Source organism: Geothrix fuzhouensis (assembly GCF_024609325.1).
Classification (GTDB): domain Bacteria; phylum Acidobacteriota; class Holophagae; order Holophagales; family Holophagaceae; genus Geothrix; species Geothrix fuzhouensis.
The window spans coordinates 62,951-80,360 of sequence record NZ_JANHMQ010000001.1 but is presented as its reverse complement, the minus strand read 5'-3'; the positions used below and the strand labels follow the sequence as shown (position 1 = coordinate 80,360).

General features: G+C 66.8%; 17 protein-coding genes and 1 tRNA gene. 9 read left to right on the top strand and 9 right to left on the bottom strand.

Annotated elements, in window-relative coordinates; translation table 11 throughout:
* The first annotated feature begins 43 nt into the window (after positions 1-43).
* Positions 44-793, top strand: a complete 750-nt coding sequence (locus NOV74_RS00355) for an electron transfer flavoprotein subunit beta/FixA family protein (RefSeq protein ID WP_257308287.1) — start codon at positions 44-46, stop codon at positions 791-793.
* Between the two features lie 38 nt (positions 794-831).
* Positions 832-1,809 carry an electron transfer flavoprotein subunit alpha/FixB family protein gene (locus NOV74_RS00350; RefSeq protein WP_371748411.1) on the top strand — a complete coding sequence of 326 codons (978 nt, stop codon included), beginning with the start codon at positions 832-834 and terminating at the stop codon, positions 1,807-1,809.
* Positions 1,810-1,872: 63 nt separating this feature from the next.
* On the opposite strand, the gene NOV74_RS00345 is transcribed toward NOV74_RS00350, so the two are convergent.
* From NOV74_RS00345 to msrC, 4 genes are all read right to left on the bottom strand, one after another.
* Positions 1,873-2,322 (bottom strand): DUF1569 domain-containing protein, encoded by a 450-nt coding sequence (locus NOV74_RS00345; protein ID WP_257308283.1) that lies wholly within the window; start codon positions 2,320-2,322, stop codon positions 1,873-1,875.
* Between the two features lie 84 nt (positions 2,323-2,406).
* Positions 2,407-2,634 carry a hypothetical protein gene (locus tag NOV74_RS00340; RefSeq protein ID WP_257308281.1) on the bottom strand — a complete coding sequence of 76 codons (228 nt, stop codon included), beginning with the start codon at positions 2,632-2,634 and terminating at the stop codon, positions 2,407-2,409.
* Positions 2,635-2,665: 31 nt separating this feature from the next.
* The gene (locus NOV74_RS00335) at positions 2,666-3,388 is read right to left on the bottom strand and encodes a cyclic nucleotide-binding domain-containing protein (protein ID WP_257308279.1); all 723 of its coding nucleotides are present in this window, start codon (positions 3,386-3,388) and stop codon (positions 2,666-2,668) included.
* 24 nt (positions 3,389-3,412) lie between these two features.
* Positions 3,413-3,949 (bottom strand): free L-methionine (R)-S-oxide reductase MsrC, encoded by a 537-nt coding sequence (msrC, locus tag NOV74_RS00330; protein ID WP_257308277.1) that lies wholly within the window; start codon positions 3,947-3,949, stop codon positions 3,413-3,415.
* Positions 3,950-4,010: 61 nt separating this feature from the next.
* Between msrC and lpxK the strand changes: the two genes are divergently transcribed.
* From lpxK to NOV74_RS00300, 6 genes are all read left to right on the top strand, one after another.
* Positions 4,011-5,039, top strand: coding sequence for a tetraacyldisaccharide 4'-kinase (gene lpxK / locus NOV74_RS00325; protein WP_257308276.1), 1,029 nt, complete (start codon positions 4,011-4,013; stop codon positions 5,037-5,039).
* 107 nt (positions 5,040-5,146) lie between these two features.
* The gene (locus NOV74_RS00320) at positions 5,147-6,421 is read left to right on the top strand and encodes an ABC transporter substrate-binding protein (protein ID WP_257308274.1); all 1,275 of its coding nucleotides are present in this window, start codon (positions 5,147-5,149) and stop codon (positions 6,419-6,421) included.
* 74 nt (positions 6,422-6,495) lie between these two features.
* Entirely contained in the window at positions 6,496-7,374 is an 879-nt protein-coding gene (locus NOV74_RS00315; protein WP_257308272.1) for a branched-chain amino acid ABC transporter permease, read from the top strand.
* 1 nt (position 7,375) lies between these two features.
* Entirely contained in the window at positions 7,376-9,331 is a 1,956-nt protein-coding gene (locus NOV74_RS00310) for a branched-chain amino acid ABC transporter ATP-binding protein/permease (protein WP_257308270.1), read from the top strand.
* Between the two features lie 11 nt (positions 9,332-9,342).
* Positions 9,343-10,059, top strand: a complete 717-nt coding sequence (locus tag NOV74_RS00305; RefSeq protein ID WP_257308268.1) for an ABC transporter ATP-binding protein — start codon at positions 9,343-9,345, stop codon at positions 10,057-10,059.
* Positions 10,060-10,106: 47 nt separating this feature from the next.
* Positions 10,107-10,181 (top strand) — tRNA-Gly (locus NOV74_RS00300).
* Positions 10,182-10,256: 75 nt separating this feature from the next.
* Here NOV74_RS00300 and NOV74_RS00295 read toward each other — a convergent pair.
* The 5 genes from NOV74_RS00295 to NOV74_RS00275 are packed head-to-tail and all read right to left on the bottom strand — an operon-like array spanning position 10,257 to position 15,819.
* Positions 10,257-11,366 (bottom strand): hypothetical protein, encoded by a 1,110-nt coding sequence (locus NOV74_RS00295; RefSeq protein WP_257308266.1) that lies wholly within the window; start codon positions 11,364-11,366, stop codon positions 10,257-10,259.
* Positions 11,363-12,181, bottom strand: coding sequence for a helix-turn-helix domain-containing protein (locus tag NOV74_RS00290; protein ID WP_257308264.1), 819 nt, complete (start codon positions 12,179-12,181; stop codon positions 11,363-11,365). The genes NOV74_RS00295 and NOV74_RS00290 overlap by 4 nt, the downstream gene beginning before the upstream one ends.
* A complete protein-coding gene (locus NOV74_RS00285; protein WP_257308262.1) occupies positions 12,178-13,161 on the bottom strand; it encodes an AAA family ATPase in 984 nt (327 codons plus the stop codon). The genes NOV74_RS00290 and NOV74_RS00285 overlap by 4 nt, the downstream gene beginning before the upstream one ends.
* Positions 13,158-14,411, bottom strand: coding sequence for a sigma-54-dependent transcriptional regulator (locus tag NOV74_RS00280; RefSeq protein WP_257308260.1), 1,254 nt, complete (start codon positions 14,409-14,411; stop codon positions 13,158-13,160). The genes NOV74_RS00285 and NOV74_RS00280 overlap by 4 nt, the downstream gene beginning before the upstream one ends.
* A gap of 40 nt (positions 14,412-14,451) precedes the next feature.
* Positions 14,452-15,819 (bottom strand): type I 3-dehydroquinate dehydratase, encoded by a 1,368-nt coding sequence (locus tag NOV74_RS00275; RefSeq protein ID WP_257308258.1) that lies wholly within the window; start codon positions 15,817-15,819, stop codon positions 14,452-14,454.
* Between the two features lie 230 nt (positions 15,820-16,049).
* Between NOV74_RS00275 and NOV74_RS00270 the strand changes: the two genes are divergently transcribed.
* Complete coding sequence (locus NOV74_RS00270) at positions 16,050-17,369, top strand: anaerobic C4-dicarboxylate transporter (RefSeq protein WP_306672304.1); 1,320 nt, start codon at positions 16,050-16,052, stop codon at positions 17,367-17,369.
* Positions 17,370-17,410: the final 41 nt, after the last annotated feature.

The following is a 17,410-nucleotide window of genomic DNA, read 5'->3' as shown; positions in this document are numbered from 1 at the left end:
GCCGGTTCCCACCGGCCTGTCCATGACGCATCAGGGAGCGCCCATGAAGATCCTCGTCGCCCTCAAACAGGTCCCCGATACTGAGACCAGAATCAAAGTCGCCGCCGACGGGAAATCACTCGATCCCGCGGACGTCAAATGGATCACCAGTCCCTATGACGAATACGCGCTGGAGGAGGCCATCCGCATCAAGGAAGGCAAAGGCGCCGAAGTGGTCGCCCTCTCGGTGGGCGGCGACACCGCCAAGGAAGTGCTGAAGAACGCGCTGGCCTTGGGCGCCGACACCGCGGTGCTGCTGAAGGGCGACGGCCAGGGCGACGCCTTCGCCGTGGCCCAGATGATCGCCACCTACGCCAAGGACAAGGGCTTCGACCTGATCCTCTGCGGCAACAAGGGATTGGGGGGCGACAATGCCGCCATGGGTCCCATGCTCGCCGAACTGCTCGGCGTCGCCCAGGCCAACGTTGTGGTGAAGCTGGAACTCGGTGAAGGCACCTTCAAGGCCGAGCGCGAGGTCGAAGGCGGCTCCGAGATCGTCGAGGGCGCCCTGCCTGCGGTCATCACCGCGCAGAAGGGCCTCAACGAGCCCCGGTACGCAAGCCTCAAGGGGATCATGGCCGCCAAGAAGAAGACCATCGAAGAACTGGATGCCGCAGCCGTCACCTCCGGCGCGCACGTGAGCGCCCTCACCTTGCCCCCCGAGCGCCCCGCTGGCCGCCTCCTGCCCGGCGACGCCGCAGGCCAGGCCCAGGCCCTGCTCCAGGCCCTCAAGGACGAAGCCAAGGTCTTCTAACTGGTCTCTTCCGCTGACTGATCCGATTCGAAAGGACGATATCCATGATTCTCGTGTTCTGTGAACTGAAGGATGGCCAGATCCGCAAACCCAGCGCAGAAGCCCTCAGCGAGGGCCGCCGCCTGGCCGACGCCTCCGGCAAGAAGGTCGGCGCCCTCTTCGCGGGCGCTTCCTGTGCCGGCGCCGCCGAGGCTGCCAAGTTCGGTGCGGACGTGATTCTCACCGCCGAAGCCCCCACCCTGGCCTCCTACTCCAGTGATGCCTTCGCGACCCTTCTCGCCGAGGCTGTGAAGGCCAAGGGCGCCTCGGTGCTGCTGGCCGCCGCCACCGCCGTGGGCAAGGACGTGATCCCACGTGCCGCGGCACGCCTGGGCGCCGGCTACGCGTCCGACGTCACCGGCCTGTCCATGGTGGACGGCAAGCTGCAGGCAGTGCGCCCCGTGTATGCCGGCAAGGCCTTCGCCACCACCACCTTCTCCAGCGCCGTGCAGACGGCCACCACCCGCCCCAACGTGTTCCCCGCCGCCGAGAAGGCCGGTGCCGGTACTGTTGAGGCCCTGGCCGCCCCGGCCGGGGACTTCAAGTCCGTGGTGAAGGAGATCCTCGCCAAGGCCGGCGGCAAGGTGGACCTCAGCGAAGCCAACGTCATCGTGAGTGGCGGCCGCGGCATGAAGGACGGCGCCAACTTCAAGATCCTCGAGGAGCTGGCGGATGCCATCGGCGGCGTGGTGGGTGCTTCCCGGGCCGCGGTGGACGCGGGCTGGGGCCTGCCCCACAGCATGCAGGTGGGCCAGACCGGCAAGGTCGTGAGCCCCACCCTCTACATCGCCTGCGGCATCAGCGGCGCCATCCAGCACATCGCCGGCATGAGCGGCTCGAAGTTCATCGTCGCCATCAACAAGGATCCCGAGGCGCCCATCTTCAAGCTGGCGAACTACGGGATTGTGGGCGATCTGTTCGAAGTGGTCCCCGAGCTCACCAAGGCCGCCAAGGCGATGGGCATCGGTTCCAACTAGCAGCCGTTCCCTGCTGCAAAAAGGCCCGGCAACTGCCGGGCCTTTTTACAGATAAGAAAAATCTTAGACCCCGAACTGCCTCAGGTGATGGTCGAAGTGCTTGTAAATCAGGCGTCCCCACTGGTCGCCGCTGAGCCGCCCGAAGAAGGGATGGATTCTGCCTTCAGTCTTCGCGGTGCCGCGCTGGACGACGCGGTCGATGAGCGTGGCGAGCCGGGTGCGCTCGGTCTCGAAGTCCTGAGGGTCGGCCACCACGTAGATGGGATCGGTGGGGGAGTTGCGGCGGAAGGGCCTTTCCCCGAAGACCTGGCCCCGGATGAAGGGCGTGATCAGCTTGCCGAGGAAGAGCTGCTTCACCTGGCGGTCACCCAGGGGATCGCCCAGGGCGAGGGAGCAGTGCTTCATCATCTGGGCGGGATTCATCTTCCCCCACTGGCGCTGGGCACCCGACTCCAGTTCCGCGAACCGCCGGGCCAAGGTCTCCCGGTCGGCCGGGTTGAACAGGGAATTCATCGTTGGATTCCTTTCTCAGAATGCTGTTCATCGCTCCAGAACCTCGCCCGGCGACGCCGAGTGATGTCCTGGAACGCGCAGATGCTATACGGGCTCGAACCCTTCATCCCGGAGGAAGTCCCGGGCGTCTTCGGGATCACCGAACCGGGCGACGACCATATCGCCTTCATTCCCATCCCCATCCAGGGCATCCAGGCTGTTGCGCTCGCGGATCACGCAGGACCCGCCGATCTCATCCAGGCCGAACTGCACCAGCTCACGGAGGGCGCCGTGTTCATCGCGCCACAATTCAACGTGCAGATCTGTTTCCATAGCCACCTCCCGGGTTCCATCCGCCGGAAGGTTAGCTCTTTTCGAAGAACAGCACCACCATACCGAAACCCACGCGGTCTCCGTGCTGCAGTTCCCGTGGCTCACCGGGCTGGATGCGCTCGCCCCGCACGAAGGTGCCGTTGGCAACGCCGGGCTCCTCCAGCAGGAAATACCGGCCATGCTCGCACAGGATGCGGGCGTGCCGCCGGGACACGCTCAGGTTGTGGTCCTCCTCGGTCAGGTCGATGTCCGGATGAACCCCGGTGGTGGGATCGAAACGGCCAATGAGGGAGCCGTGGGCGAGGATGGGATGCGGCTTGCCGCTGAGCACAGACACCAGATTCGCGACCGGCGTTCCCATGGCTTTGGCGGGCCGGCTGGCATCCAGCTCTTCCACCCGTTCGCCCAATTCACGGTGTCGCTGCGCCAGGCGCTGCATCATCTTCACGGACACTTCCGGATTCTGCCGGATCATCCGCATGAAGGTGCCGCGATTGATGGCGATGAGGTCTGAGTCCTCCAGGGCCAAGGCCGTGTGCTGGCGCGGCAGGGCCTCCAGCAGGCTGCCCTCGCCGAAAAAATCTCCCTTGGAGAGTTCCTCCGCCCATTCTCCCTTGGGCTCCTCTGAGACGTAGAGCCGCACCCGGCCTGCGAGGATGATGTACATCTGCTGAGCCATCTCCCCTTTGCGGAAGATGATCTCGCCTTCGCGGAAGCGCAGCTTGCTTTGATCGATGAAGCTGGGTTCAGCCATGCAGGTCCCGGAGAGTGCCCTAGGTTAACCGATGCCAGGCGAAGGGTGAACCGCCTCGGCGAAGGCATGGGCTACCAGAGCCTCGAGAGCCCGGGCTTCGGCAGCGGAGAACCCGCCCAGGTGCGGCGAGTCCAGATCCAACACAGCCCGGAGGCGGCCGTTAACCGTGATGGGAATCACGAGCTCAGATCGCGTGGTGTCATCGCAGGCGATGTGCCCGGGGAAGGCGTGGACATCGGGTACCAGCTGGGTGGTTTCCGTGCGGGCGCAAGCGCCGCAAACCCCCCGCTCGAAGGGAATGCGGAGGCAACCCATGCCGCCTTGATAGGGACCCACCGCGAGCATGCCCTCACCAACGCGCCGGTAGAAGCCGCACCAGTTGGTTTGGGGCAGCGTTTCCCAGAGCAGGCAGGCCAAGGTTGCCTGGATGGCCACTTCGTCTGTTTCGCCTTCCAGGGCCGCGTGGATCTGTGGAAGGGCAGAGTGGAGGCGCGCCACCCTCGCGGCTTCGGACAGCAGCGTGCCGCGCGCCACCGGCTCCAGCAGGATTCCCTCGCTCATCAACTCCTCCACTACCTTGGTCCGCGTGACCCCGTGGGGGTTTTGTTGGACACTCTAACCCATGTCCATTCTGCGCTATCTGGCCGCTCCCCTGTCCCCCTTGTACGGGATGGTGGTGCGCGCCCGGAACCGCAGCTTTGACGCCCATCCTGAGCGGATCGCCCGGGTCTCCGTGCCGGTGATCTCCATTGGGAACCTGAGCGCGGGTGGTACGGGCAAGACCCCGCTCACCCTGTTCCTGGCGGAAAACCTCGAGGCTGCCGGCTGGAGCAACGCTGTGTTGTCCCGGGGCTACGGGGGACGACGCGAGATTGATCCGATGAGCGTGGACGTGGATTCCAATCCCCGCCAGACCGGGGACGAGCCCCTACTCATGGCCCAGCGCCTGGGGCCTGAGCGAGTGGTCGTGGGCCGGAAGCGGCACGCCGCTGCCCTCCGGGCCCTAGCGCAGCGGCCGGGCCTGCGGTGTCTGCTGCTCGATGACGGCTTCCAGCACCGCGCCCTGCACCGGGATCTGGACCTGCTGGTGCTCGATGGCGTGCGGCTTTGGGGCAACGGCCGCCTGCTGCCGCAGGGGGACCTGCGGGAACCCCAGGAGAGCGCCAGGAGGGCCCAGGCTCTGATTGTGACCCGAGCCAGCCGCGTGAAGGACCGGGCGGCGGTGGAAGCCTGGTGGGCCCGCCATGGCAGCGGCGGCCCCGTGTTCTGGGTGGATTTCGTCCTGGGCGCCCTCCGCCGCTGGGGTACGGAAGTTCGCTCTCCCCTCCCGCTTCCGGATCATGGACCGGCTTTCGCCTGGTGCGGCCTCGGCCACCCGGAGGCTTTCTACGCTGACCTGCTGGTGGCGGGCCAGGCCTGGACGGGCTCCCACAGCTATCCCGACCACCGGGGCCCTACCCCAGCCGAGTTGGTCAGGCTCCAAGGCCGCGCCAAGGCGGAAGAAGCCACTTGGCTGGTCTGCACGGAGAAGGACGCGGTGAAGCTGAGTCGCGAACATGCCAGCGCACTGGAGATGCCCCTGTTCGTTGCCGAGCAGCGCGTCGCTGGTGGGGAACCCTTGCTCGCCTGGGTGAAGGCCCAGCTGGCTTGAAAGCCTGGCAAGGAAGGAACCGGCTGGCCTTCCCAAAGGCTGGTCAGACCGATATGCTTGCGCCCACCTAGCCACTCCAACCAGATCCATCTCTTTAGGGGGATACGATGCTCAGGCAGACCTTCTATGGTGCTCTCTTAACGGCGGCCCTTGGCCTCCACGCCGGGGATACGGTCAAGCTCGCCATCACGGGCCCCTTCACGGGCGGGTCCGCCCCCATGGGCACCTCCACGCGGGACGGCGCCAAGCTGGCCATCGCGGAGATCAACGCCGCGGGCGGCATTCAGGTGGGCGGCAAGAAGATGAAGATTGAGGTCATCGAGCGCGATGACGAAGCCAAGAACGAGCGGGGTGCCCTCATCGCCCAGGAGCTCGCCGCCATGAACGACCTGTCCGGCGTGATCGGCACCGTGAACACCGGTGTCTGCATGGCCGGCGACCGGCACCTCCAGGAGAAGGGCATCACCAAGATCATCTGCCCCGCCGCGGGCTCCGCCTCCATGACCCAGTGGAGCAAGGCCGGCGTGAAGGACCTCTCCATCTTCCGCTTCGCCGCCCACGACGGCATCCAGGCCGCCATGGTGGTCGAGGAGGCCATCAACCGCAAGTTCACTAAGGTGGCCGTGATCTTCGATTCCACCAACTACGGCGTGTCCGGCCGGGACGACATCCTGAACCAGATCAAACTGCAGGGGAACAAGCTCCAGGTCGTGGCCCAGGAGAAGTTCAACATCGGCGACAAGGACATGACCGCCCAGCTCCTGCGGTCCAAGGCCGCCGGGGCCCAGGCCGTCCTGATCTGGGCCATCGGCCCTGAGCTGGCCGCCGTCTCCAACGGCATGGCGAAGATCGGCATGAAGGCGCCCCTCATCGGCGGCTGGACCCTGTCCATGTCCAACTACATCGACAACGCCGGCAAGAACGGCAATGGCACCCTCATGCCCCAGACCTTCATCGAGGAGCCCATCACCCCCAGGGCGAAGGCCTTCATCGACGGCTACCACAAGACCTACCACGTGGACCGTATCCCTTCGGCCGTGGCCGCCGCCCAGGGCTATGATGCCGTGCTCATCTTCGCCGCCGCCGTGAAGCAGGCCGGCTCCACGGACACCCATAAGATCAAGGCCGCCCTCGAGGACCTCAAGGCACCCGTGAAGGGCGTCATCGCCACCTGGAACCACCCCTACTCCAAGTGGAATCCCGCGGACGTGACCACCCACGAGGCCTTCCGCCGCGAGCAGGTTGTGATGGGCATGGTGCAGGACGGCCGCGTGGTCTTCGGCAATGCCGCCGACCGCGCTCGACTGATCAAAGAGGCCGCCGGAACCCCGGCCAAGCCCGCCGCCAAGCCGGCTGCCAAGACCAAGGGCAAGACCAAGTAACCTTCCCAACGCCGTCACCGCAACGGGGGGCTTCGGCCCCCCGGTTTTTCCGCCCTTCCCCAGGAAGATCCGGTATGAACGCTTTGATCATCGGACAGATGGCCGTCAGCGGCGCCCTCATGGGCCTGGTGTACGCCCTGATCGCCTATGGCTTCCAGCTCACCTACGCCACCAGCAAGAGCATCAACTTCGGCCAGGGTGAGCTGGTGATGGTGTCGGCCTTCTTCAGCCTCACCCTCACCAACCTGGGGGCGCCCTACTGGCTTATGGTGCCAGGAGGCCTGCTCTTCGGCGCCCTGCTCGGTCTGATCGTGGAGCGCGCTGGAGTGCGGCTCGCGCTCGAACAGAAAAGTGAAGGCTGGATCCTGCTCAGCATCATCATTGGCCTCTTTTTCTTCTCCGCCGCCGAGAACATCTGGGGGCGCGATGACCGCCCCTTCCCCACGCCAATCTCCGCTGATCCCATTAACATCTTCGGCGTGGATGTCACCCGCCTTGAGCTGTCGGTCGCGGTGGGCGTGCTCGCCATCATGGGCCTCGTCGAACTATTCAAGCGCCGCACCCTCCTGGGCAAGGCCTTCGAGGCCGTCTCCGCCGACCGGGATGCGGCCGAGCTCATGGGCATCTCCGCCACACGGACGGTGATGCTTTCCTACGGACTGTCGGGTGCCGTCGCAGCCCTGGCGGGCATCCTCGTGTCACCGATCACCACCGTGGGCCCCACCATGGCCTCCGCGCTGATCCTGAAGGCCTTCTCCGTGGCCGTGGTGGCGGGCCTGGACTCAGGTTTCGGGGTTGTCGTCATCGGCATGGCGCTCGGCGCGCTGGAGAGCCTGGCGAGCTTCTACCTTGGCAGCGGCTGGCGCGAGGCCCCCGGCCTCACCCTCCTGATCCTCGCCCTCGCCGTACGCCCCACCGGTGTCTTCGGCAAAGCTGCCATCCGGAAGGTGTGACATGCGCCGCATCCTCCTCCTCCGTGGCGCCGAGCTCATCGTTTTCGCCCTGCTCGGCACCATTCCCCTGCTGGTGGTGAACCCCTACGCCCTGGGCCTCCTCACCTTGCTGGCCATCTACGGCATCCTCCTCATTGGGTTGGACGTCACGGTGGGGTACCTGGGCCAGGTGAACCTTGGTCACGTGGCCTTCCTGGGGTTGGGCGCCTACGCCGCCGGCCTCGCTGTCACCCGGTTCGGCCTCGGCATGGTCCCGGCGCTGGCCGCGGCGCTGGTCGTGGGCCTCCTCCTGGGTGCGCTCCTCGCCCTGCCGGCGCTGCGCCTCGAAGGGCCGCAGTTTGCCCTGGCCACCCTCAGCTTCGCGGCCCTCAGCACCACGGCCCTCAACGAGCTAGAGAGCCTCACGGGCGGCGCCCAGGGTCTCAGCCTCGAGCGTCCTCCCCTGTTCGGGCACGCGATCACACCGGCGATCTTCTACTGGCTGTGCATGATCCTGCTGGCCCTGGTCTGGATGGTGATGCGGAACCTGCTTTCGTCACAATGGGGCCGGGCCTTCGAGGCCCTGCGGGACAGCCCCATCGCCACGGATGCCATGGGCGTGGGCACCTACTACCACAAGGTCGCCGCCTTCTCTCTGGGCTCTGGCCTTGGCGGACTCGCGGGTGGGCTTTATGCCTTCAACTTCCAGTACCTCCAGCCGCAGAGCTTTGTCTATGAATTGATGATCATCCTCCTGCTTGGTGTGGTGCTGGGCGGGCGCAAGAGCCTGTGGGGCGCCTTCGTCGGGGCCACGGTGGTGGTCCTGCTCCCCAACCTGCTGTCCAATCGCCTTCTCTTCCACCTCTTCAGCGGGGCCGGATTCGCCGTGGCCCTGGTGTCGGGCCTGCGGGGCCTGCTGAAGAAAACCACGCGCCCCTTCCAGGCCTTCGCCCCCGTCGTGGCCATGGGCATCCTCGCCATTGGCGGTTTCTTCGTGGAGAACACGGAGGATTGGCGCAAGGGCATCTTCGCGCTGATGCTGTTTTCTGTGGTGGTGGGCCTGCCTGAAGGCGTCATGGGATTCTTGGCCATCTTCCTGGCCAAGCTGTTCCGCATGCCACCTTCGGCCCTGCCGGAACCCTCAGACCTGGATGTCGTGCTGCCCCCGCGCGCCCAGGGGGATGGCCCCATGTTGGTCCTGGCCGATCTAAGACGGCACTTCGGCGGTGTGAAGGCCGTGGATGGGCTGTCCATGCAGGTGCGCGCCGGGACGATCCACGGCCTCATCGGGCCGAACGGCTCGGGCAAGAGCACCGTGGTGAACGTGATCTCCGGTCTTTACACAGCGACCTCGGGAGGCATGTCCCTCCGAGGTGCCGAACTGCCCCAGGGGAGCCTCAATCGGGTGGCGCGGGCTGGCGTGGCGCGCACCTTCCAGAACCTCCAGCTCTTCAGCGAGCTCACGGCCATCGAGAACGTGATGGTCGCGCTGAAGGGCGTCTACAAGATGCCCCTCCCCCTGGTGCTCCTGGGCTTCGCCCGGCTTGAGGAGCGGCGCGCGCAGGCCGACGCCCTCGCCCTGCTGGACCTCATCGGCCTGAAAGACCAGGCCCGGACCAAGGCGAAGGATCTCACCTACGGTGCCCAGCGCTTCCTGGAGATCGCCCGTGCGCTGGCCCGCAAGCCCGACCTGCTGATCCTCGACGAACCCGCCGCGGGCCTCGCCCACCCAGATGTCATCCAGCAGATCGAGATCATCAAGCGGGTCCACGCCCGGGGCGTCACCATCATCCTCATCGAGCATCACATGGATGTGGTGAGCGAACTTTGCGATCAGGTGACCGTGCTGGATGGCGGCAAGGTCATCGCCGAAGGCGCGCCCGACGTGGTCAAGCGGCATCCCAAGGTGATCGAGGCCTACCTTGGAACGGCCAGCGGGCCCGCGCCTGCCGATGGCGCCGAACCGCTGCCCGCGTGAAGGAGACCGGCATGCTCGTGGTGGATGATCTTCATGCGGGGTACGGTGCCAGCGAGGTGCTCGTCGGCACCTCTCTGACCGTGAAACGAGGCGCCGTGGTGGCGCTCATCGGAGCCAACGGCGCCGGCAAGACCACCACCATGCGCGCCATCTCCGGCTTGCTGCGGCCCTCCCGCGGCCGCGTCGTGCTGGACGGCAAGGAGGTGCAGGGCCTCGACCCCTCCCGCATCGCCCGCCTGGGCCTCGCCCACTCGCCCGAGGGCCGCAAGGTCTTCGGCCCTCTGTCCGTGGAGGACAACCTGCTCCTCGGCGCCTACGCAAGGCTCCCCCGGTTTTTCGGCTTCCGGTCCCGCGCCCAGGCGGACCTGGACCGCATCTATGAGCTGTTCCCCCGCCTCAAGGACCGTGCCCGCCAGTCGGCCGGCACCCTCTCCGGCGGCGAGCAGCAGATGCTCGCCATCGGCCGGGCCCTCATGGCTCGCCCCAAGGTGATGTTGCTGGACGAGCCCTCCATGGGCCTCGCCCCCGTCATCGTCCAGGAAGTCTTCCGCACCATCCGGCGCCTCAAGGAAGAGGGCATCACCCTCCTCCTCGTGGAGCAGTTCGCCAAGAGCGCCCTCGAAGTCGCAGACTACGCCTATGTCATGGAGCGCGGCCACATCGCCGTCGAAGGCACCCCCGAAGAACTGGGACGGAACGAGCGCGTCATCGCGGCCTACCTGGGCTGACCAGGGTTGGCCCCCGGCCCGCACTTGCGCTAGGATGGACCCCTGCCGCGGGCGTAGTTCAGTGGTAGAACGTCAGCTTCCCAAGCTGAATGTCGTCGGTTCAATCCCGATCGCCCGCTCCAAATCAGAAGGCCCGCCGAATGGCGGGCCTTCTGATTTGGAGATGGAGGAAGACTGGGGCTGAAACGGAGGGTGCCCTACCCCTTCCCCTGCGACTTCTGTTCCAGGAACCGCTTGGCTTCGCGACGCAGGAGTTCGGCGACGTTGCGATCCTTCACCAACAGCTTCATGTCGCTTTCGAGCAGCCGCTTGAAGTGGGTCATGGCCAGCGGGAGCGGCGTGCGGGGGTTCAGGACCAGGGCCTTGGTGATGGTGTATTTCTTCATCCAATCGCGGTTGCCCGCGATGATCCGCAGCACCTCGTCGTTTACGGTGCGCATCTGCGCAATGTAGGCCACCTCGCCTTCCGTGATCCGGCCATTCCGCATAACATTCACCTGGATGAGGCGGTTGGCCTCGCGGATGAGGATGGTGCGCTCCTCCTTGCCGCCCTTAATCGCGAGCATGATCTTCTGGTTGGTCCGGAGCCTCGCCACGCGCTGCGAGAGGGTGAGGACGATCTCCTGGCCCTGGTCATCCACCAGGGGTTTCTGGGCCAGCAGGCGGCGTTCGGCGGCCATCTCCTCGGATTCGATCTCCGCGTCGGCCTCCTCCTTAGACTTCTCCTTGGGCAGGGGCAGTTCGGCCCAGGCCTTGTCCAAGTGTCCGGCCTGCACCTCGTCGAGGATCTCCAGGCGCTCCTTCTTCACCTCTTCCGGGATCAGGCGCAGCACATCGAACCGGTACTCGTTCACCCGGCGCTTGATGACGTACTCGCCTTCGGGATGTTCTTCCAGCAAATCGAGAATCCTCGGCCGCTCGATCCACATCACCTGGTTGTTCAGTACGATCTCCAGCACCGAACCCGGCAGGCTGGGAACCGAGGCCTCCATGATCTCCGCCGTCAGCGATGGGTTCAGGAGAGCCTCCTCCAGCAGGGCCGGCTCCCTTCGGTGGCAGAGCACCAGCTGCAGGGGCTTGGGTGGATCCATCGGCTCCAGCAGGATTCCAGCAAGCATGGACTCAGACATCGAGCCGAAGCATTCAAGCGCGCGCGCGGTATAGGGCGTCTCCTGGAGGGCGGCGTGGGCCAAGGCATGGAGCAGATCCTTGGTCGGGACGGGCAGGCCCCCGCCCACCAAAGTCATGGCCATGGGCTCAGGTAGGGTGCCCTTCAGGAAACGCTCGACGATGGGATTCATGCTCATGGTGGGGTTCCGTCTGCTTCGTCATCGGGTGGCTGCGGTTCGACTGGCTCAGGGGCTGGGGACGGGATCGGTTGGAGCCAATGACCGCTGGCATCGAAGCGACCGGACCAGGCTTCCCCCACATTCTGACCGTGGGCAATGCGCACACCGGCCACCTCCACATTCACCACCCCGGCGTTGTCCAGGCTGAGGGTGAAGGGTCCCTTCATTCGGAGCCGCCAGGGTTCAGAAACCCGCAGGGTGTGGGTCTGGGCTGCCTCGCCTGACTCCGGGGAGGGCTCCAGCCGCACCTCACAGGTGTCCACAGAGCGCAGGCTGATCAGCACACCCTGGTCGTTGAGTGGTGCCTCTGGCAGCAACTCGCCCAGCACCGGATAAGGCGAGGTGGAAGGCGGAGGCGGGGATGGCAGGATGGCCTTGGGAAGCGTGGTCAGGTAGCTGGCAGAAGGCTTCCGACTGAGGCTGGGGCCCGGCACCACCAGCCAGACCGCCACCAGGATCGAGGCCACGGTGAGGAGGCCCATGACGATGCGCTCCAGCCGTTCTTGCCTGGGGTCTGGAGGCGCCAGTTCCTTCACGCCGGGCACGGTCTGGAAGGCGCCTGTGTGGAAATCCAGGTCCACCCCCAGACGCAGAGCCAGTTGCCGGGCCAGAGGTCGGGGGCGCCCCGGCGGCAGGGCGGCCCAGTCGTCGGCTTCGATGGCCTCGATGTGGCGCAGCGGCAGCTTCAGCTCCACCGCCAGGATCTCGCGGGATAGCCCCTTGGCCACGCGGGCATCCCGCAGGAGCTGGCCGACGGTCTCATCCTCTCTCATCCTGCCCACCCCACGGGCAGATCCTTGAGCAGACGGGCGAGTTGCTCCCGCCGATCGGTGCGGTTGAGGCGCCGGTCGTCCAGGCTGCCGCGATGGGCCATGGTGTCTGCCAGGGTGGACTGCAAGTCGTCCGGCGTGATGAAGTCGCGCCCATCCAGCCACGCTTCGGCCTGGGCCAGCCCGAGCCAATGCTTGACCGCGCGGGTGGAACAGAAGCCGCCGCCAGTCCGGATGCGATCCACCATCCGCTCCGCGTAGTCCATCACCGCCTCTGACACCCGAACGGCCCGCACCGCGGCCCGGGCCTGCCGCCAGCCATCCAGGTCCAGGGCCGGGTGCAGCGCATTCAGGCGCTCAGAACCGGCCTCCCCCTTCAGGATGCGCCGCTCCGCCTCGCGGTCCGGGTAGCCCAGGTGCAGGGAGCAGGAGAAGCGGTCGAGCTGGCTTTCCGGCAGGGGGAAGGTGCCTGCGTGATCCATGGGGTTCTGGGTGGCGATGACGAAGAAGGGGTCCGGAAGGGGATGGGTGCTGCGATCCAGCGTCACCTGCCCCTCGACCATGGCCTCCAGCATGGCGCTCTGAGTCTTGGGGCCGATGCGATTCAGTTCGTCCAGCAGCAGCACCTGACAGAAGACTGGACCCGGCTGGAACCGGAAGGCCTGTTCCTTGGCGTCCCAGAGGTGCACGCCCAGCAGATCCGAGGGCAGCAGATCGTTCGTACCCTGCACCCGCTGGAAGCTGCCGCCAAGAATGCGGGACAAGCCCTTCGCCAGTGTGGTCTTGCCCACCCCCGGCAGATCCTCCAACAGCACGTGACCCCCGGCCAGGAGGGCCGCGAAGGCCCGCCGCACCTGGGTATCCTTCCCGACCACCACGGCCTGGAGCGCCACGAGGCCAGCCCGGGCGGCGGGACGGATGCCTTCCGGTGACCGCACCGGTGGGGCGAGGACGGGAGGAGTCTGGGCTGGATCCGGGGTCATGGGGCCTTCCGGGGCACGGGGCTGTCTCTATCTTCGAGAGGGATGCCCTGGTCCCGCAAGCGCTGAGCCAGGCTTCGCAGCGTGAGACCAAGCAGCTCCGCCGCCCGTGGGAGGTCGCCGTCGGCCTGAGCCAGAGTGCGCCGAAGCAGCTGGGCCTCCGCAGACCGCGACGCGGCCCGCACCATCGCGTCCAGGGGCCCTCGTTCGGGCCAGGGCAGGCTCAAGAGCTCCGAACACCCCAACTCCAGATCCGGAAACGCCCGAATGGCGGGCCCATCCGAAAGGCCCAGGGTCCGGCTCAACAACGCCTCCAGCTCCCGTACGTTCCCGGGCCAGGCATAGTCAAGCAGCTGGCGTTCGGCCGGCCGCTCAAGCCAAGGCGCCGGGCGGCCCTCCCGGCGGGTGTGCCGTTCCAGCAGCGCTTTGGCCAAGGCCAGAAGGTCTTCCCGGCGCTCACGCAGCGGTGGCACCCGCAACTCGAGGGAACCCAGGCGCTGGGCCAGGTCCGGGGCCAGCGTCGCGCCAGCGTCCAGCCCGGCCATCCAATGGAATCCCGAACCGACCTTGTCGATGATCCGGGCCAGGGGCGCCGCCGCCTCGGGCGCCAGGTGTTCCAACCCCGCCAAATACAGGCTCCCTCCTTGCACCAGCTGCAGTATCCCCGGATCCGGCCCTTCGGAGCCCAGGGTGGCCGCGGCCAGACTCAGGTAGGGCGCTCCAGGATGCCGGAGGGTGTGCAGGCGCCGGGCGGAGCGGCCTTTCCCAGCTCCGTGCTCTCCCACGAAGAGCACCGGCAGCGCGGTACCCGCCGCCCGGCGCAAGGCCTGGTCGAGGGCCTGCATGGGAGTGCTGTGGGCGATCCAGGGCTCGGCAGGGTCCGGGGGCGGCGCGCCCACCAGGGCCCGCAGACGGTCCAGCAGGGCCAGGAAGACCTCCAGATCGAAGGGCTTGGGCAGGAAGTCCTCCGCACCCAGGCGCATGGCCTCCACGATGTCCCGGGGCTCTCCGAAGGCAGACATCAGGACCACCCGGAGGGTGGGATCCAGCTGGCGGGCCCGCCGGATCAGCTCCAGCCCGCTCATGCCCGGCAGCCGCAGGTCCGTGACCAGCACATGAGAAGGCGCCGCCTCCAGGGCCCGCAGCGCCTCCTGTGGATCCGCCACGGCCCGCACGGACCAGGCCGAACCCTCCAGCGCCTGGGTGAGCAGGCGCCGGAAGCTGTCCTTGTCCTCGACGAGCAGGAGGTCCATAGGTAGAAGCTATCAGCTATTAGCTATCAGCTGGCGGCTGTCAGCTTGGTCCCCCGCAGCCTTCAATGAACCGGCGGCTCTGGCCTTCCGCCTGGGCTTCGAAAAGGGCCGCGCCGGAGACCAGATCCAGACCGGCCTTGCGGGCCCAGGTCACGAAGGCGGTGTCCTCCTTGTAGATCCACTCCAGGGCCCAGCGGGCGCTGGGGAGCGTGGCCTGCAGGAGGTCGGGGAAAGGCGGGGGATCTTCCGGCGCCATTCCCAGGCTGGTGGCCTGCACCACGCCCACGGGTGCGAAAGCGGCCACGGTGGCCGAGGTGGTGGGTGCTTGACGCGAGACTTGGAGGACGGGGCGGCCCGCGGCTTCCAGCACCTCGCGGCTCGTGCGGCCCACACCGCCACCGCCGAGGAGCAGCACCGGACCTGGAGCCAGCTTCGACAACGACTGTCCAAGCGCTTCCGCATCCGTATTGGCCCCCCGCCAGGGCTGTCCAGACGCCCGGCGCCAGAGGGTATTCAGGGGGCCTTTCAGGCCGAGGGCCTGCGGCAGGGACAGCTTGAGAGGCGCGGTGATGCTGAGCCCCAGGATGCCGAGCGCCTCCAGGGCCTCCACGGCCTCATCGGCGTCACCGCACAGCAGCGGAATGTATACCAGATCCTTGCCCGCCTGCTGGAATCGAGGATTGTGGAAGGCTGGACCCCGGGAGTGCAGCACGGGATCCCCGATGACGCCGCAGAGGCCGTGGCCCCGGTGGAGGTGCTCGCAGCGCCAGGCCCGGAGGGTCGCCAAGGGGAGCTGACCCGGCGCCGCCGCGGGACCGTCGTCTGGCGCGGCGTAGGTGAAGGCCCCACCCCAGGCCCGCTGCAGGGCGCGGCTGACGAGGCCCTTCGGCCCCATGAGAAAGGCGGAGAAGGCGATCCCGTGCTCACGGGCCCAGGCGAGGGCTGGCCGCAGTCGGCCACTGTCCCCCAGGCGTCCGGCCCAACCCACCCACTTGAAGGCGTCGCCGTCGGGCAGGGCCGCCAGGCGCCGCTCCAGATCGAAAACACCGGGCGCCACATGGACTGAGCGCAGCACCTGCACGTCGGGCCTGGCGGCCTGAAGGCTCGCCGGCACAGGCAGCTCCCACTCCAGGTCCACCCAGGCTGGACGGGCCTTCAGGGTGCGGAGCAGGTGGGCGACGCGGCCCGCGTCGTCCGCGTCCGGCCAGCGGCCGCCCTCCGACTGCCGGCGGCAGGTCACCAGGCAGCGGCCCCCCAGGGCGGCCACCAGGGCCTCGGGATGCGCCTCGGGGAACAGGTCCAGGCGCAGTTCCGGCAGGGCGTCCTCCGGCAGGTGCTTCGCGCAGGCCAGGGCTGCCCCCCAGGTGGGATGCGTGAGGGTCACGAGGTGGAATGGAAGAGGGCTCAAGGGGCGTCCGGATTCCGCCATCCTACCCTCCTCCCCCAGGCCTACTCCAGGAAGCGGTTGAAACCACTGGCCTTCAGGCTGCCAGCTCGAAACCACCCTGTGACGCATTCCACACCCCACCATCGCCTTTGACCATTCTTGACCACTTCATCTGCTACCATTCGTCATAGGTTCGATGGTCAGACCACCGACCTCTTTTCGAGGAGAAGTCAGTGATATCCCCTGCTTTCATGTTTTGGATCCAATTCATCCTGGTCCTGGGTGCCATCCTGATCGGCATCCGCAAGGGCGGTGTCGCCCTGGGCCTCATCGGCGGCCTGGGAGTGGCCGTGCTGGTGCTCTTCTTCCGCGTGGCCCCCGGCACCCCGCCGGTGGACGTCATGCTCATCATCCTGGCGGTTGTGACGGCCTCGGCCACCCTCCAGGTGGCGGGCGGCCTCGACTACCTGGTGCAGCTCACGGAGCGGCTGCTCCGGGCCCACCCCAAATACGTGACCATCCTGGCCCCGCTCTCTACCTTCTTCCTCACGGTCTGCGTGGGCACCGGGCACGCGGTCTACGCGCTGCTGCCGGTCATCTCCGACGTGGCCCTCAAGACCCGCATCCGGCCCGAGCGCCCCATGGCCATCTCCAGCGTCGCCTCCCAGATGGGCATCACCGCCAGTCCCGTGGCCGCCGCCGTCACCACCTTCCTGGCCATGGCCGCCAAGAACGGCCACCCGGTAGGTCTTTTCGACATCGTGCGCATCACCCTGCCGGCCGGCATCATCGGCGTGCTGGCCGCTGCAGCCTGGAGCTTCAACCGCGGCAAGGAGCTGGACCAGGACCTCGAGTTCCTCGAGCGCATGAAGGATCCCGACTTCGCCAAGGGCCTGGAAGGCGACGTCACCACCCTGGACAAGGTGATCCCCTTCAAGGCCAAGCTCTCCGTGGGCCTCTTCTTCGCTGGTGTCCTCACCATCGTGCTCATCGCCCTCAAGCCCGGGCTGCTGCCCATGGCCAACGGCAAGCCCATCCCCATGACCACGGTGGTGCAGGTCATCATGCTGGCCTTCGGCGCCTTCATTCTGTTCGCCACCGAAGTGAAGGCCCCCGAGATTGCCCGCTCCAGCGTCTTCATTGCGGGCATGATCGCCGTCGTCTCCATCTTCGGCATCGCCTGGATGAGCGAGACCTTTATCAAGGCCAACGAGGGCTACCTGGTGGCCCACATCAAGGCCATGGTACAGGTGGCCCCCTGGACCTTCGCCCTCGCCATGTTCGCCGTCTCCGCCTTCGTGAAGAGCCAGGCCGCCACCCTCACCATCATGCTGCCCTTCGGCTACGCCCTGGGCCTGCCCACGAACTTGCTGCTGGGCCTCATCCCTGCCAGCTACGCCTACTTCTTCTTCGCCTTCTACCCCAGCGACCTCGCCGCCATCAACATGGACCGCACCGGCACCACGCGGATCGGCAAGTACCTCCTCAACCACAGCTTCATGATCCCCGGCCTCATCGGCGTCAGCGTCTCCACCTGCGTCGCCTATGGGTTGTCGAGGATCTTCGCCTGAACGGTAGCAAAAAAGCAGGAACACAGAAGACACAGAGCAAA